This window comes from Rhodanobacter sp. OK091 (assembly GCF_900142825.1).
Classification (GTDB): Bacteria; Pseudomonadota; Gammaproteobacteria; order Xanthomonadales; family Rhodanobacteraceae; genus Rhodanobacter.
On record NZ_FRCH01000002.1, the window covers coordinates 801,103 to 817,197 of the forward strand.

At 58.8% G+C, this 16,095-nt stretch carries 16 protein-coding genes; 10 read left to right on the top strand and 6 right to left on the bottom strand.

Going from position 1 to position 16,095, the window contains the following annotated elements; genetic code table 11:
* Window positions 1-26: 26 nt before the first annotated feature.
* The 6 genes from BUA26_RS13020 to BUA26_RS13045 all read left to right on the top strand — a co-directional run bounded on the left by BUA26_RS13020 (window position 27) and on the right by BUA26_RS13045 (window position 5,721).
* Entirely contained in the window at window positions 27-947 is a 921-nt protein-coding gene (locus BUA26_RS13020; protein WP_218587820.1) for an MBL fold metallo-hydrolase, read from the top strand.
* Window positions 948-1,302: 355 nt separating this feature from the next.
* Window positions 1,303-2,103 (top strand): alpha/beta hydrolase, encoded by an 801-nt coding sequence (locus tag BUA26_RS13025; RefSeq protein ID WP_072761250.1) that lies wholly within the window; start codon window positions 1,303-1,305, stop codon window positions 2,101-2,103.
* A gap of 80 nt (window positions 2,104-2,183) precedes the next feature.
* Complete coding sequence (locus BUA26_RS13030) at window positions 2,184-3,083, top strand: MBL fold metallo-hydrolase (RefSeq protein WP_072761251.1); 900 nt, start codon at window positions 2,184-2,186, stop codon at window positions 3,081-3,083.
* A gap of 55 nt (window positions 3,084-3,138) precedes the next feature.
* Window positions 3,139-3,768 carry a hydrolase gene (locus BUA26_RS13035; protein WP_072761252.1) on the top strand — a complete coding sequence of 210 codons (630 nt, stop codon included), beginning with the start codon at window positions 3,139-3,141 and terminating at the stop codon, window positions 3,766-3,768.
* Window positions 3,769-3,919: 151 nt separating this feature from the next.
* Window positions 3,920-5,356 (top strand): catalase, encoded by a 1,437-nt coding sequence (locus BUA26_RS13040; RefSeq protein ID WP_072761253.1) that lies wholly within the window; start codon window positions 3,920-3,922, stop codon window positions 5,354-5,356.
* 62 nt (window positions 5,357-5,418) lie between these two features.
* Entirely contained in the window at window positions 5,419-5,721 is a 303-nt protein-coding gene (locus tag BUA26_RS13045) for a hypothetical protein (protein ID WP_072761254.1), read from the top strand.
* 217 nt (window positions 5,722-5,938) lie between these two features.
* Here BUA26_RS13045 and BUA26_RS13050 read toward each other — a convergent pair whose 3' ends face one another.
* The 3 genes from BUA26_RS13050 to BUA26_RS13060 all read right to left on the bottom strand — a co-directional run bounded on the left by BUA26_RS13050 (window position 5,939) and on the right by BUA26_RS13060 (window position 10,189).
* Entirely contained in the window at window positions 5,939-7,072 is a 1,134-nt protein-coding gene (locus tag BUA26_RS13050) for an FAD binding domain-containing protein (RefSeq protein ID WP_072761255.1), read from the bottom strand.
* Window positions 7,073-7,077: 5 nt separating this feature from the next.
* A complete protein-coding gene (locus BUA26_RS13055) occupies window positions 7,078-8,274 on the bottom strand; it encodes an MFS transporter (protein ID WP_072761256.1) in 1,197 nt (398 codons plus the stop codon).
* A 532-nt stretch (window positions 8,275-8,806) separates the two neighbouring features.
* Window positions 8,807-10,189, bottom strand: a complete 1,383-nt coding sequence (locus tag BUA26_RS13060) for a carbohydrate porin (RefSeq protein ID WP_083573002.1) — start codon at window positions 10,187-10,189, stop codon at window positions 8,807-8,809.
* Between the two features lie 86 nt (window positions 10,190-10,275).
* Here BUA26_RS13060 and BUA26_RS20145 point away from each other — a divergent pair, with 86 nt between their 5' ends.
* Together BUA26_RS20145 and BUA26_RS13065 are read left to right on the top strand one after the other, a co-directional pair.
* Window positions 10,276-10,488, top strand: coding sequence for a hypothetical protein (locus tag BUA26_RS20145; RefSeq protein WP_143154269.1), 213 nt, complete (start codon window positions 10,276-10,278; stop codon window positions 10,486-10,488).
* Between the two features lie 370 nt (window positions 10,489-10,858).
* A complete protein-coding gene (locus BUA26_RS13065; protein ID WP_072761258.1) occupies window positions 10,859-12,496 on the top strand; it encodes a phage tail sheath family protein in 1,638 nt (545 codons plus the stop codon).
* 172 nt (window positions 12,497-12,668) lie between these two features.
* Here the strand turns inward: BUA26_RS13065 and BUA26_RS13070 are convergent, their stop codons facing one another.
* Complete coding sequence (locus BUA26_RS13070; protein WP_072761259.1) at window positions 12,669-12,974, bottom strand: panthothenate synthetase; 306 nt, start codon at window positions 12,972-12,974, stop codon at window positions 12,669-12,671.
* Between the two features lie 756 nt (window positions 12,975-13,730).
* Between BUA26_RS13070 and BUA26_RS13075 the strand changes: the two genes are divergently transcribed.
* Complete coding sequence (locus BUA26_RS13075; RefSeq protein WP_143154270.1) at window positions 13,731-13,943, top strand: hypothetical protein; 213 nt, start codon at window positions 13,731-13,733, stop codon at window positions 13,941-13,943.
* A gap of 308 nt (window positions 13,944-14,251) precedes the next feature.
* Here BUA26_RS13075 and BUA26_RS13080 read toward each other — a convergent pair whose 3' ends face one another.
* Entirely contained in the window at window positions 14,252-15,148 is an 897-nt protein-coding gene (locus BUA26_RS13080) for a diguanylate cyclase (protein ID WP_072761261.1), read from the bottom strand.
* 41 nt (window positions 15,149-15,189) lie between these two features.
* Window positions 15,190-15,543 carry a hypothetical protein gene (locus BUA26_RS20455; RefSeq protein WP_072761262.1) on the bottom strand — a complete coding sequence of 118 codons (354 nt, stop codon included), beginning with the start codon at window positions 15,541-15,543 and terminating at the stop codon, window positions 15,190-15,192.
* Between the two features lie 371 nt (window positions 15,544-15,914).
* Between BUA26_RS20455 and BUA26_RS20605 the strand changes: the two genes are divergently transcribed.
* Window positions 15,915-16,055 carry a hypothetical protein gene (locus BUA26_RS20605; RefSeq protein ID WP_218587821.1) on the top strand — a complete coding sequence of 47 codons (141 nt, stop codon included), beginning with the start codon at window positions 15,915-15,917 and terminating at the stop codon, window positions 16,053-16,055.
* Window positions 16,056-16,095 lie beyond the last annotated feature (40 nt).

Sequence of the window (16,095 nt, forward strand, 5' to 3'; positions counted from 1 at the left end):
TGCGGTTATCACTACGTGCTGTTGTCATGAGCCTGGGTATGGTTGCCGGGGCTGCCCATGCCGCATCGCCTTTGCGCGATACGCAGGGGAGTGGCTTCTATCGTCTGCGCCTTGGCGACGACATGGTCACGGCTCTGCTCGACGGGACTCATCCGTTCAAGGCGGATGAACTGTTTACCGGCATCGAACGTGACAAAGTCGACGCCATTCTGGCCGACAATTTTCTCAGTTCGCCCGTAGAAGGTTCGATCAATGCGTTCCTCATCGATACGGGTTCGCACCTGATTCTTATCGATACCGGGGCGGGCCCTCTTTATGGCAAGGATGGCGGTTACCTTGCGGATAATCTGATCGCTGCGGGTTACCGTCCCGAAGATGTCGACGACATCCTGATTACGCATCTGCACCTTGATCACGAGGGTGGTCTCATGCGGAACGGCATCATGGCATTTCCGAATGCCACGATTCATATTGCGAAAGCGGATCTGGATTTCTGGCTGAATCCAGCTAATGCATTCCGGGTGCCGAAGCTTCTGCAGCCGATGTTTGCGGGAGCCAAGAGTTCACTGGGTCCCTATGTCGCCAGCGGCCAGGTCAAGCCATTTGAGCCAGACCAGGAAGTGGTCGAAGGTATTCGGGCGATCGCGGCTCCTGGGCATACCCCGGGTCACACATGGTTCCTGGTCTCGAGCGGAAAGGATCATCTTCTGGCCTGGGGCGATACCGTGCATGTCGCCGCGGTGCAGCTGGCCGAGCCGCAGGCCGCTATCAAGTACGACTTCGATAGCGCCGCCGCCGTGTCGGCGCGCCAGCGCGCCTTCGCCGAGGCGGCAAGCAAGGGATACTGGATAGCGGCGGCGCACATTTCGTTTCCCGGCCTCGGCCATATTCAAAGGGCAGGGCAAGGATTTACCTGGATACCGGCCAACTACACGCGTACCCCCTGAGCGGTACGCACGACGCACTGTCATCGGTGTCGCTCGCGAAAATATGCCTGCGGAAGTAGCCCTTGACTACTCGAGATTCAATGACGCGGCGATCCCGGACTATCGACGCTGCTCGACGCAGTGGACTACCGGGATGAACTCGACGGTACGAGCGCGTTCGCGCTCGCACTTCGTTCCATCAACAGAATCCATCAGCAGGCGGACCTACTCGATAAGGTGAAAATGATTTGCCTCATCCGGGATGTGCTTCACGGGTATGCAGGGGCGATATTGATGTCCGCAGGAACCCAGGCGTGAATGGCGAGCCACCAACGTCTTCTGCGACACCTGTTGTCCATTCCATTGAGGAGTTGCTATGCATCGTTTCCATTGCCGTTCGTTTGCCGGACTTATGCTGGCAATTGTCTCACTGACTTCGTTCGCTACCGGAAAGGTGGCGGAAAAACCGATCTCGGATACCACCGTTGTACTGGTTCACGGCGCGTGGGCTGACGGCTCGAGCTGGAGCAAGGTGATTCCGTTGCTGCAGGCAAAGGGGTTGCATGTACTCGTGGTCCAGAATCCCCTGACGTCGCTTGCCGACGATGTGGCAGCGACCAAGCGCACCATGGCTTCCGCGCCAGGCAAGGTGGTGTTGGTGGGGCATAGCTGGGCCGGCACGGTCATCACCGAGGCGGGTACAGATCCGAAGGTGGTCGCACTGGTCTACGTCGCCGCGTTCGCCAACAAGGACGGCCAGGCGGGTGGCGAGCTCGTCAACGCTTATCCCAAGCCGCCTGCCTTGGGAGCCGTGCATGACGATGGCCACGGCTTCCTCTACCTGTCGGCCGAGGGTGTGCAGAAGGATTTTGCTCCGGATTTGCCGGCATCCGAGTCCGCCGTCATGGCCGTGACGCAAGGGCCGCTCGCGGCGAGCACGTTCAACGACAAGGTTACTGACGCGGCGTGGAAAACCCGGCCGTCCTGGTACATCGTTTCCGCCAATGATCGCGTCATTAGCCCCCAGCTTGAGCGTGACTCCGCAAAGCTGATGAATGCCAAGACCACGGTCCTGGCCTCCAGTCACGTCTCCTTGTTGTCACATCCCAAGGAAGTGGCGGCAGTGATCGAGGACGCAGTGAAGTCCGTTGATGCTTCGCCTAGGACTTCCAAATGAAAGTGACGCGACGATTCTCCAGAGGTGACCGTGTGTGTTCACGACTGGCGCCATGGGCTCGGTACGGATTCGCCCTGGCGTTGGTCGCGTCCTCCGCGCACGCCGACGTGTTGCCCGCATCGACCGTGGGCGGCGCCACCTATCGCCTGAAGGTGGGCCAGGATGAAGTCATCGCGCTGTCCGACGGCGACTTCGGATTGGATACGTCGCAGCTGCTGATCGCGCCCGCTGGGGTACGTCTGCCGATGCTGTTGCAGTCCGCGCACGACGGCCAGGTGGTGACCACCTCAGTCAACGCTTATCTCGTGAAGACCGGGGGCAAGTTGGTGCTTATCGACACCGGCGCCGCCGATCAACTCGGAGACAGTCTGGGCAAGCTCGGGAAGAGCTTGGCCAAAGCTGGCATCGATCCGTCCAAGATCGACGCGGTGTTGTTGACTCACCTGCATATCGATCACGTCTCGGGATTGATGCATGGCGGAACGCCCACTTTTCCCAACGCGACAGTCTGGGTAGATCGTAGGGAACTTGCTTTCTGGTCTGATCCGTCCAATGCGCCCAAGGTGGATCCGGTGATGAGGGGCACGTTCGACGTCGTCGCCAAGACGCTGTCGCCGTACCGCGACAAGGGGCGACTCAAGACCTTCACAGGGGGAGCAAAAGTGGCGCCCGATATTGTCGCGACGGACACCGTGGGGCATACGCCAGGGCACACTTCGTTCGTGCTGAAGAGCCAGGGGCAGCAATTGGTGTTCTGGGGTGACTTGATCCACGTGGGAGACGTGCAGTTCCCCGCGCCAGCGATCACCATCCGCTTCGATTTCGATCAGCCGGCGGCGGCTCAAGAACGCAACAAGGCCCTTGCACGGGCAGCTAGTAGTGGAACCTGGATTGCGGGTTCACATTTGGCATTTCCTGGCATGGGGCACGTAAAGAAAAACGGGGATGCCTTTGTATGGGAGCCGGCGGGTAAGCCGTGAGGCCATGCCACAAGATGTTCGACGATGATTTCGGCCACGTATCGAGGAAGTCTAGATGACCGGTCCCTTGCCACTCATTACACCCACCGACTGCGCTCTGCTGCTGGTCGACCTGCAAGCTGGCTTGGCATTCGGTGTGGGCTCCATCGATCGGCAGGTTCTGCGTGACAATGTCATCGCAGTCGCGAAAACGGCGAACGTATTCAAGCTGCCGGTGGTGGCCAGCACGTCGGCCAGCAAGGTCTACAGTGGCCCCTTGATGCCGCAAATCCAGGCGGCCATACCTGACGTGCGGCCTATCGAACGACGCAACATGAACGCGTGGGAAGATGAGGCAGCCCGGTCGGCCATTATCGCCACCGGCCGTAAACGTCTTCTTATCGCGGGGTTGCTAACAGAGGCTTGCGTATCATTTTGCGCGTTGTCCGCGAAAGCCGAAGGAATCGACGTATTCGTCATCGCGGATGCTTGCGGTGGCCTGACGGACACCAGTCATCAACTGGCGCTGCGTCGGATGGAGACCGCCGGCGTGACGCTTACTTCATGGATACAGGTCTTGCTGGAGCTTCAACGGGACTGGACGCTCCACGAAACATACGATGGCGCGCGCGCCATCGTAGAGGCGCATGGTGGTGGTTACGGCATCGGCCTCACCTACGCGCGGGACATGATCCATCCTTCCTGAGCTTCGCCGATGTCCGATAGACACGGCGTTCATTGCGCATTGAAGTCTACGCCGTGTCTTAAGCGTGTTATGCGCTCATCCCGTGATATTGATGCCACCTGAGCGGAGTACTCCCCCCGTTTGCCTATCATCGACGACTTGGACAATCACTATGAACACCAAGCTGGCCACTCTCACCACCTCATCCGGCGCGCCGGTTCCCGACAACCAGAACAGCCTCACCGCCGGTCCGCGCGGCCCTTTGCTGGTGCAGGACCATCAACTGTTCGAGAAGCATGCCCACTTCAACCGCGAGCGCATCCCCGAGCGCGTGGTGCATGCCAAGGGCTCTGCAGCGCACGGTACGCTCACCATCACCCACGACATCACCAAGTACAGCCGAGCCAAAGTATTCAAACCGGGTAGCGAGACGCCGCTATTCCTGCGCTTCTCCACCGTGGCAGGCGAGCGCGGCGCCGCTGATGCTGAGCGAGACGTGCGCGGCTTCGCCATCAAGTTCTACACCGAGGAAGGCAACTGGGATTTGGTGGGCAACAACACGCCGGTGTTCTTCGTGCGCGATCCGTACAAGTTCCCCGACTTCATCCACACCCAGAAGCGCGACCCGCGCACCAATATGCGCAGCGCCACCGCCATGTGGGATTTCTGGTCGCTCTCACCCGAATCGCTGCACCAAGTGACCACTCTGATGAGTGATCGCGGCCTGCCCGCCAGCCTGCGCCATATGCACGGTTTCGGTAGTCATACCTATAGCTTCTGGAATGACCAGGACGAGCGCTACTGGGTGAAGTTCCACTTCAAGACCCAGCAGGGCATCGAGAACTGGACCAATGAGCATGCCGCCAAGGTGATCGGCGATGACCGCGAATCGCACCAGCGCGATCTCTACGAGGCCATCGAACGCAAGGACTTCCCGAAGTGGACCATGTACATACAGATCATGCCGGAGAAGGACGCCGAGAAAACCCCGTACAACCCGTTCGACCTCACCAAGGTTTGGCCGCACAAGGATTACCCGCTGATCGAAGTGGGCGTGATGGAGCTCAACAAGAACCCGGAAAACTACCACGCCGAAGTGGAGCAATCGAGCTTCTCACCGGCCAACGTGGTACCTGGCATCAGCCACAGCCCGGACAAGATGCTGCAGTTCCGCATCTTCTCCTACGCCGACGCAGCGCGTTATCGTCTGGGCACCAACCATGAGGCGCTGGAAGTGAACCGTCCGCGCTGCCCAGTGCATAACTATTACCGCGATGGGGAGATGCGCTTCGACGTTAATGGCGGCGGCAGCGTGAACTACGAGCCCAACTCCTTCAACGGCCCGGTCGAAGACAAATCGACCAAGGAGCCACCGCTGAAGATTTCCGGCGACGCAGACCGCTACGACCATCGCCAGGGGAACGACGATTACACGCAACCAGGCGACCTGTTCCGTCTGATGAATGCGGACCAGCAACAGCAATTGTTCAACAACATCGCCGCAGCCATGCAGGGTGTGCCGGAGGAAATCATCCGTCGTCAGCTGGGCCATTTCAGCAAGGCCGACCCTGCCTACGGTGCGGGCGTGGCCAAGGCACTCTCGCTTTAGTGGGAGACGATGTCGCTCTCATAGGGCGACATCGGTCCTCCGGATTCAGCTAAAGGTCTGCTATGGCAATCAAGCACCAAGAGAGTGCATTCAATCAGTTGAGCATGGGGCCTTCTCGAAAAGCTAATGTTGTACCTTTGCGGTTGTACGACATGAGAACACCCCCTTCGTTCGCGCAGTGGGCGCAAACGGTGGAACTCATCCTCGCCATCGAGCCCGATCCCACCGTAGCCATGGCGTGGTTTGTTGGCGAAGACATCGCGGAGCTTGATGGCTTGACCGGCTATGAACTGGTGCAAGCTGGCAAGAAATCTCTGCTGGACGATTTTCTTCGCGCCATCCTCGAAGGGCATTGCGACGAATAAGGGCGCACTGAACCAATGCCGGGGCTGAATATGAGACTCGACATCGTGCTGAATGGCCGCCCTGTGGACATTCTTCGGTAGGCGTCGATGTGGTGCTTCGGATCGATCCGCTCGTCTACTCCTCCATACCCGTGCGTAAATCCGCGAATGAGCGGTATACGATCCTTTCTGCTGCGCTTTTCATTGAGGGAATTGCGCGGGTCGATGCATTCACCACTCAAGGAACTAGCGATAGGCTTCGACCAAGGCTGCGGCCGTAGTCGACGACAGCTTGTCCCTGCGCCGTACGAGCTTTCTCATAAGCAGCCAACGCTTCGTCGATGGAGCGGCCAGCCATAGCGGCAGCGAGGGTCATGGCGTCCCCTGCAGCTTTCGCAACACCCATGGCGGTGTGAGGCCGGGCAATGAATGCTGCATCTCCGAGTAATGCCAAGCGCTGGTTGATCATGCGAGGCGTTTCGTAATCATAGATGGGTTGCACGAAAGGTTGCGCCTCCGTGGTAACAGCTGCCGCAAACGAGGGGGGGAGTAGGGCGCTTGCGTCGGCGCGCAACTGATCGCGGATATCCTCAGGCAACTCGCCAGGCCCAAGTGACAAGGCGCTGGCGCGCCCAGCGCGTTCCAGTAAATCGCGCAGCTTCTCGAAAGGCATCGTTCGATACCAGACCCAGTTGTAGCGCCGCTCTCCGGGCCTTGTTTGACCATCCGAGCCTGGGATGAGGTAGCCGAGCGCATGTATCCCTTCGCCAAAATGAAAGGCCATGCGTTCGAACAGTTGGGCCTTCGCCTGCTCCGGCATCGCTTCTTCCGGCACCAGGCCGCGCCAGGCAACGTAGCCGGCGTAGTTCGGGAGAATGCCTTGCGAGCCGTCACCATTGACATAGTTGCGCACGGTCGAACCTTGCCCGTCCGCCCCGATGAGTACGTCGAACGCCTGGGTGCTGCCGTCGATTAACGAGACCTGGGCTCTCTGTTCAGAACGTTCTACGTATTCAACCGCTGCCCCTGTCAGATACAACTGTTCTGGAAGCAACTTTCGGAAGCCGTCATAGAGAAGGTCCCAAGACATCTGCATCTGCGGTCGATGTTCGCGACTGATCACCTCGCCGCGGCGGTCAAGGACGATGCGCTCGTTTGTCCAGACACCCACCTCGGCCAGATCAGGTCGGTCCACTTGTCCAAGAATGCGCCTGACCTGTTCCTGTACCACCAACCCGGCGCCTCGCCGGGCCAAGCCGTGACGAGCGCGCTCTATGACCGTGACTTGGTACCCTTGCCGATGGAGGAGGACACCTGTGAAGAGTCCGCCGACCGAACCTCCTACGATCCCGACGCGCAGATTCGTGGGCATTGCGCTCACTCCGCCACACCCGCGATACGCGACGGGCGCCAGTGCAGCAGGCTCATGGCCAGCGCGCCGATGGGCAAGACGCCACCAAGCACGGATACGCCTGTCCAGCCATATTGCCTCCACGCCCACGATGCGGCGAATGAGCCTAAGGCGCCACCGACAAACATGGTCGTCATGAAAAGTGTATTGAGACGGCTCTTGAACTCGGGGTGGATGCCATAGATCAGGTGCTGGTTGGAAACCAGGGCGATCTGCACGCCGAAATCCAGCACGATGACGCCGACGATCAAGCCCCACAGACTTGGTATGAAAGCGAAAATGATCCAAGCGAAGATGGTCGTGGCAGCGCCAAGAGCGATGACCGGCGCAGGCCCTTTGCGGTCAGCGACGCGCCCGGCAACGGGAGCCATCGCCACACCAACGGCCCCCACGATGCCGAACAGGCCAGCCACGGCAGCACCCAGGTTCAGTGGTGGCTGCGCCAGGCGAAGCGCAAGGATGGTCCAGAATGCCGAGAACGATGCAAACAGTAATGCCTGCGTCATTGCGGCTCGCCTGAGCGCGGACTCGCCGGTCCAGAGCTTGCCAAGCGAGGCCATGAGCTCACCATAACGCAGCGGGTGTCGAGGACGGTGCGCGGGCAACGAGCGCTGCATGAGGATGGCTCCTATCATGGCAACGGGTACCGCGAGCCAGAACATCGATCGCCACCCCGACATGCTGGAGATCAGGCCCGCGAGCGTTCGACTGAGCAAAATGCCCGTCAGCAAGCCGCTCATGACGGTGCCGATGGCCGCGCCGCGCTTTTCCGGCGCAGCAAGAATGGTGGCGAACGGCACGATCTGCTGCGCGACGGTAGCGGCCGCTCCCACTAGTACCGACGCTACAGCGAGTGCCGCAAGCCCGGGCGCGGCAGCGGCGAGGATCAACGCAACCGCCAGAACCAGAAACTGCACGACAATGAGCCGGCGACGTTCAAACATGTCGCCCAACGGCAAGAGAAACAAGAGACCCGCTGCGTATCCCAATTGGGTAAGCGTCGGGATCCAAGCGCTGACGCGAGCATCGCCCAAGCTGTGACTCATAAGATCCAGCATCGGCTGGTTGTAGTAAATGTTGGCAACGGCCAGGCCAGCGGCCAGAGCCATGGCAAAGAGTGTGCGCTTGGAGAGTTGAGGCGATGACCCGCTGTAACCAGTCATGGTGGAACGTCCTGTGCGGAGTGGTTGGTGAAATAGGGGAGGGCAGGGTGCACTCACATAACCGGGCCGCATGGAACTTCAGCCGTTCCACGGCAGCAGGCCCAAGATTTACCATCCTGTTGCAGACTTGGCAGTACCCAAAAAGGTGAGATGCGGCTGCCCGGTCGAGAAAATGGCGTGACACGGCATCTCCGGTTCATTTCTGACCTGAAGGTTTGCTTGCGTGGCTAGGCAATTCTGCGCAGTTGCCTATGCTCTATCGGTGCAACTGCAGGTTGCATCGCCGCCTTCGCGTAGACGTCAACAGAAACGCAGCAATATCCGCAACCTGTCGGTGCACCAGGAACCCTTTTGATGAAGGGGTGGTGCTCGACGCGTTGTGTGTCGTGTCGGAACTCGCCGGTGCCATGACGCGCTTTAGTGCCGCGGCATAGGTGAGATGGTTGAGCTGCGCTGGCCGATTTTAACCGCTGGATCGAAAGGATCAAAAAGGCGCTAGCACCCGAGGGGCTAAGCCACGTATCGCGTCGCGCTACAACATCAGTTGAAAATGGATTTGGAGAACGGTTGCATTTGCCCTTGCCGGGGTCGTGCCTGGATGAACCACATACTGGATATCGGGCTGCACCGCGAACCACGAGTTCACTTGCGCAAGGTAGGTGGCCTCAATAGCGGTTTCAGTACGTGTTACTGGGACTGTCATGGCGTCCTGAGAGTTGATGTAGTGCGATCCGTTTCGTGCAGAGTTGATGGCGATACCAAACTCATCGTCCGGTCTGCTCGCCAATAATCCAGAGGCGGCGAGGCCGACGGCCATATACGAACCGATCCGATTGACCCGCCCATCGCCAACGCCGTATTGCAGGAAACCAGATACCCGTGACTTGGGATTCGCGACCGCCCTAAATAGGGTTCGGTCCACCAGTACATAAGCGCCACTGCTGCCTTCGTGCTGCAAGGGAGTCCCTTGGGTGCTAACGAGACTGAGATCGCGAAAGGTGCCGGTGTAGTGCCATGCTCCCAGTGCAACCTTGTCCTCGTAGGCGGGAAAGTTCGCACCTCGACCCACTCGATACTTGGCAATGCCATGCGCATCCCCCGACTCTGGGCGAGTCAGGAAAGCGATCTCCGATACAAGCAGCAGGCCCTTATCTTGCCCAGGAAATCGTGTCTCGCCGTTGACTCGATTGGCCGGCGCGCCGTCCATGATCGCCGTGCGGATCAGAATGCCCGGCGTCGGCTTGTAGGTGATCCTGGTCCCGATCGAGGTATCGGGAAAGATGGATGGGCCTCCGATGCCGCTCTGCGATAACTCGGGACCGGTGCCGAAAGAACTGTTCAAAAAGAGGCCGCTGGACGCGAGGCGATAGAACTCCGAACTGAGATCATATCGACCAGCCAGAAACGACCATCGTCCGTTTGGTGAACTGTATTGGCCCCACGCTTCATACAGTCGTAAGGCTGACTTCGCTGAGTAGCTATTAACGCCTTGGGCGTCCCCAATGAAGTTACTCGGCTGCCCCCCGTGTATTGACAGTACCTGGAAAAAACCTGTCCAACCTGGCGCTCGGAACAGTTGCTTGCCATCCAAAGTAAGCTGCAACCGAAGATTGCCGACGTATGCCGTGCCCGTCCGTGTGCCTCCTGCGGTATCTGAAGCAACGCTTCCATCGTAGAGCAAGGTCGGAGTTACACCTTCTCGAATGAGATTGGCCTTCTGCTCATTGAAATCATTGGACCATGCTTGGTTGCAGAAGAGGGTTGCGCTCGTTACGACGCAACGCATCGCCACCCCGAAGCACCGCTCAAGGCCTGAATGGCCATGATCGAAACAGGCTGGACTCGTCCCGATGCGCTTCAATGAACTTGTATGCTTTTCTTGCCTTGTTTTGCTTGGAGCCTTGTCCACAGACATGGCGATTACCTCAAGCGGCCAGTTCAGATGCTAGCTCTTGTCCAAGAAAAGCGGGTAGCTCCAGGTTCACTTTCTCACGGCAGTAAATGAACCTGACCCTGACAGTCGTTGGCGATGCCGGTCAAGTTATGCGGCGAACCTGGTCAGCCGTGCGGGCAATGATTCGTCAACAAGCTGGCGTTCTGCAACAGGCAAACGCACTGGATGGCATCGCCCAGCACCGACAGCGTGTGATCGGCGAACTCGGCCTCATGACTGGCGATCATCACATCGCGATGGGCCACAGATCAGCCGGTTGAGCGTGTCGACCTGTTCCAAGGTCATGCCGAATGGGGATCCGACCTGTTTTCGGGGATGCCTAGCCAGAACCGTCTTTGCCACCGTTGCTGAGCGAGGCTCGCGGCATCCCGTGGCGCCGGGGGCACGCATGAAGGGGCGACGGATGTGCTATTCAGACAGCAGCTTGGCTGCTATCGCGCGGCGCAAACCTTTTGTACAGGCAAAGTGCAGAAAGTTGCCAAGGGGAAAACTAATGCGTGTATAGAAGGCGTGGTCCACAGGGACTGTCGCGGACATGGCTGCAGGAGGCTGTGTGCAAGACATCGCATTGCTGCCGCCAACGCGCCGCTGCGCCGCACTAATTCATTCGTCGGAAGAGGAACCAGGACCGTGGCCACTTATCAACACCCAGGCATCTACATCCAGGAGATTCCGGGCGCGCGCTCCATCCAGGGCGCTTCAACATCCGTGGCGGTTTTTCTCGGCATCACCGACGCGGGTCCGGTCAACACGCCGACCTTGATCACCAGCTGGAATGCCTACACGCGCCAGTTCGGTGGACTGGTTTGGATGGGCTTCAATGCGTGGGCGGTGTACGAGTTCTTCCAGGAGGGTGGGTCGGCCTGCTACGTGGTGCGCCTGGATGACAGCAAGAGCAGTGCTGCGGCAGCTAGCGTCGACACCGCCAAACTGGTCGCTGCCACCAAAGGCATCTGGGGGGCGTCCCTTATGTACTGCATCAGCAACAACGCCACGCAGAGGACCGAGGACAACACCCCTCCGCCGCAGACACCCGTGTTCAATTTCCAGGTGGTGGTACCGGCGGCCTTGATCGACAACGTCGTCAAGGCCGGCACAGACAACTTCGCCCTGCAGCTGCTGGTCGACTATGTCAGCCAGAACGGCCTCGCGCCGACGGTTCTCGGCACCGGCGCTACCACTTATTACGTGCTGGAAACCTTCACCGGCTTCACCAACGCGGGGCCGGATTTCGCGGCGCGCATCAATGCGCAATCGATGTTCGTGCGCGTCACCCAGCCGGGCAGTCCCACCACGCGTCCGAGCAACACGGGTACGCCGATGGCGTTCACGGGAGGAAGCAGCGGTGAGCTGGATTTCGAGACCGCGCAGGACTCTCTCAAGACGATCCAGGGCTTGAGCCTGCTGGCCCAGCCGGAAACCGCGGCGATCACCGACGCCAACGGCAAGGTGGATTTGACCAAGCAATCCACGGTGATCAACCAAGGCCTGGCCCTGTGTCAGGAATTGACGAACCTGTTCTATGTGGCCGACCCGCCGTTTGGACAGAACGTGCAGCAGATCGTCGCGTTCAAGTTGGGCACGGGCCAGCCCAGCGGGCAGGCGCCGCAACCGCCGATCGACTCCAGCTACGGCTCGCTCTACTACCCATGGGCCTGGATCTTCAATCCGCTTTCCAATAGCAACGTGCCGATCCCGCCCTCGGGCCCGGTGCTCGGCCGCTACGCCTACACCGACAGCGCGATCGGCGTATGGCAATCGCCGGCAGGCGTGAGCGACGGCGCCATGCGCACCGTGGCGGCGCTGGAGCGCCAGCTCACCGATAGCGATCAGGATCAGCTCAACCCCCAAGGCATCAACGCGTTGCGCAACCTGATCAATTACGGCAACGTCATCTACGGCGCGCGCACCGTCTCGCAGGACCCGCAATGGGCCTACCTGAGCGTGCGTCGCCTCTTCATCTACGTCGAGCAGAGCCTGAAGAACAGCCTGCAATGGGTGGTGTTCGAGTCGAACGACCAGGCTTTGTGGTCGGCGGTGACGCGCGACATCGCCGCCTTCCTCACCACGCTGTGGCAGCAGGGCGGACTGCTCGGCGCCACAGCGAGTGAGGCCTTCTTCGTCACTTGCGACGCTTCCAACAATCCGCCTGAGACGCGCATGACGGGACTGCTGTATATCGACATCGGACTGGCGCCGGTGTATCCGGCCGAGTTCGTCGTGATCCGCATTACCCAGAAGACTGCCGGCCCGGATTCGGGCGGCTAAGCTGGCTGATGGTCATGGGGCGATTAGTCGGTGTTATCGGGGGTAGGGGATGGCAGCATTCGACCCATCGCAGCCGCTCGCGAGTGGCTGCTTTCGGGAGGGTGCGTCTTCAACGTTTGACATGAGCGGCTGGCCATAGGCCAGTCCGCTCGATGGAAGGGCCAGGCGGACCTCACGCCCACTTCTTGCCGATAGCCTCCAGGCCAGCTTTTTGCAAATCCTCCGGGCTCATCAGAATGCGAAACTTGCAGTTCGCTTGGAAGTTGAGAAAGAAGGGTTCTGCAAGCGCGGGCACATCTGACGGATTCAGCACATCAACTACGAAGACTCCGCCGCGTGTTCCGTCTTCCTCCGTGAAGTAAGCAGCCTCAGGCTTGATTGCTTCGAGGATACGTCCAATGATCTCGCCCGCCTTTCCGCTTCTGACAAGGGAGTTGAAAGGCTCATGTGGGATTGCGACTGTAAGTAGCATCTTCATGTGATGACCTCTGTCCGTTACGCGGCATTTGAAGGCGGCGCCGCAGACGCCTAACGCTGGAGTTAAGCGGCGGCGGTGGCGTCCGCCTTGAACGATTGGTTAGGCACCCACCACCTTACTAGGATCAGGACGCCGGTAACTTTCTTGCGAATGGAAAGGCAAGTGCGCCTAGCAGAATAGTTACACAAACAAAGTACACCCCTTGTTCCGATCCGTACGCACGTAACCACGCTTGGCTGCGTTGACCGTCAATTAGCAGGAACGGTGCGACGAAGATCAGGAAATTAACCAACGCTCCTATCGCTCCGCAGACCGACATCAGTCTCAGTGATCTGTGTAATTTCGCAAGGATCGAAGACATGTGGTTTGTGTTGCATAACTATTGAATATACGGACCCGTTGGTCCGGTTATACATCTCGCGATGGACACCGCTAACGGTAGCACAACACCATGATGTAGAAAGAATTTCGCGGAGCTGCGTCCGGCTAACCATAAGCGGTATGGCCGGACACAGCGGACGCTGGAATGGGGCTTCCGCGCGCTGCTGCAAGCACCAACGAGGCAAGCTTCCAACGACTGCTATTCGGCAACTTTGTTGAAGCTGCGACTGGCAGCTCGCGATCGATGAGGGCCCTTGCGGGGTCGATGAAGACCGCGCAAGCTGCGAACGTCGAAGATCACCATAGCGGGCATCATCACCATAGCGGGCATCAATGCTGCACACAGGGGGAGGTATGCGGCAATACCATTGGCTCATGATGAGGCGCCGCAACGAAACCGTTCATGCGGATGCGGAGCGCGCGGAGCTTTTCTATACGCTGACCACGGCCCCCGGCACCAATGATGTCGAGATCATCGATAAACATCCAAAGGGCGGCTATCGCGTTCGGTTTGACCTGTCGCCGGAAGGAATTGACGATTTCATCGCCTTTTTGGAAGCTCACGACTGGATGTCGGTGATGTATTGAGCAGGTTCGCTTTCGGCCTGAAGCGGAAACTTTCAAACTTATTCGCGGAAGCGGCCGGCACCGTTTTCAAATGCAACGCTATGACCAGAAGCACCGTCGCCATCCGTTTTAGTGTGTGGAAAACTAGGCACTGAGTCCCCGTAAGGTCACTGCGGCCAGGTCCAAAGAGCCTGCATACGTTCGCCTCGCTACCAACTGAGTGCCTTGCTGCATCTAGGGAGCCATACCGCCATGTCGGCCGGCGACTCAGAGAGCATCCATCCATGATGGACCACACCTCCATCGTCAGAGCCACGACTCGCCTTTGTTTACATCGATGAATCCCAAATCTTCAGGCAATTCCGCCCTGCTGCCTTGGCCGCATACAGGGCCTTGTCCGCACGATCTATGGATGTTTCAACCGGAAGTTCGGGGTCGAGCAGCGTCAGGCCAAAAGAGGCAGTGATGTGGATGGGCTCTTTTTCACCGACGTCTATTTCCAATGACGCAAGCCCCTCATTGAGTTTCATTACCCTGTCATGGCCGGACATCAGTTCGGTGTAGGGCAAGCACAGCAGAAACTCCTCCCCGCCATAACGAAACACTTTGTCGTAGGGACGCAGATGCTTGATCAGGTAGCGTACCGACTGGGTCAGAACTATGTCGCCCGCGGCGTGCCCATGGAGATCGTTGATAGCCTTGAAGTTGTCCAGATCCATCATGGCAATGTAGCAAAGCTGGGCGTGACGCTTCACCAGCTCCTGTTGTTCACGCAGGGTAGGCAATATGCCGAAACGGGTGATCGCGCCGGTCAGCGAGTCGTGATTGAAAAGGGTATTTTCCAGCTCGCGCTCCAGCGCAAATATTTCAAGCCGCATCCGCTCCAGTGCGTTGGCAAAATTGTCGTAGTCGAGGGTACTGATGACGCTGTTGGCATTGGCAGCGATAAGCAACAACCTGGCCATATGATGCAGTCGTTGATGCTCATCACCTAGGGCGATATATCCCGGATGTGTGCTTATTTTTTCGGGTGCCTTACTGTAGTACCACTGACCGAAGCGGCATTCGGTGTGAGCATTGATGCCGATGTCGTGCTTGTCGCCCGGCAGCTTGCAAATGAGCGCGCGGATCAATGCGCTATGCCACTGCTGGTGGTTGTACAGGGACTCTTTCAGCTGCGCGATAATTCCTTGCAATTCGTCGCGTGTGACGTCATCGAGTGCCATGGTTCGCCTCCCGTGAATTGCTTGAACCGCCTTTGCGAAGACTACGTGTGTCCCAATGCTCCGAACTTAAGCCCCGTTGCATCGATCAGCAGCATAGCTTGTAGGTGGAATAGGTATGCGACTCGCATCATTCTGACGAATGACAGCTTCTGGCCGATGACGACCCTTGCGGGTTTGATAATGCCTGGGCAATCCTCGCTCTCGAGCTTCTGACGGACGAGCTTCAGACGTTTTGGTCCGGCCAGCACACCCAGGCCTTGGCTACGGCACTGCCACTGTCTCTGCTGGTGATGGATATTTTGATCAATTTGCTGGAGGTCAAACCCGGGAAACAAGATGCGATGATTGCGCTCCCCGTTCGGCGCGCTGAAAAATGGAGCTGTTGTACGAACCATGCTTCTTGCTGACCCAGCAGCGAGCCAAGGATGGAAGGTTCGTCTGGCCGCCCCGGCGCAATCAGTCCCAGTTACACTCCACGTTGAACTGCGTCGGGCCCGTATCCGTTCGAAACGCGCTGCCAGATCCATGAAGCGCGGCCAGCCACCCCATACCACGGTCGGCGATATGAATCAGGGAAAGTTCACTTCGGTGTGGCTCTGCCCGTTTCCACGGTGGGGTTTCGTACGTCATGAACAATTAGCTGCCATGACGGAGCATCACCCCCTCCGGATCAAAGTCAGGCCGCATCGATACCTCGCCGGGGTACTCCACCCAAGAACAAGGCGAATGGCTGGAAGATCACCTGGCGCACTGCGAGCCGTGCCGCATGGATCTCGCGCAACAAAGTCGCTTGCGGCATGCCATGTCGCTGCCTACGGATATTTCGATCGACGCGAATGCCGGATTGCAGCGGCTGCGCGCCACTCGAGGCATCCGCCTGGCAGAGCCCGTCGCTGTCAGCTCATGAAATACGGGTTCCTCATGCTTGTCGCATCCGCGGCGTTGAG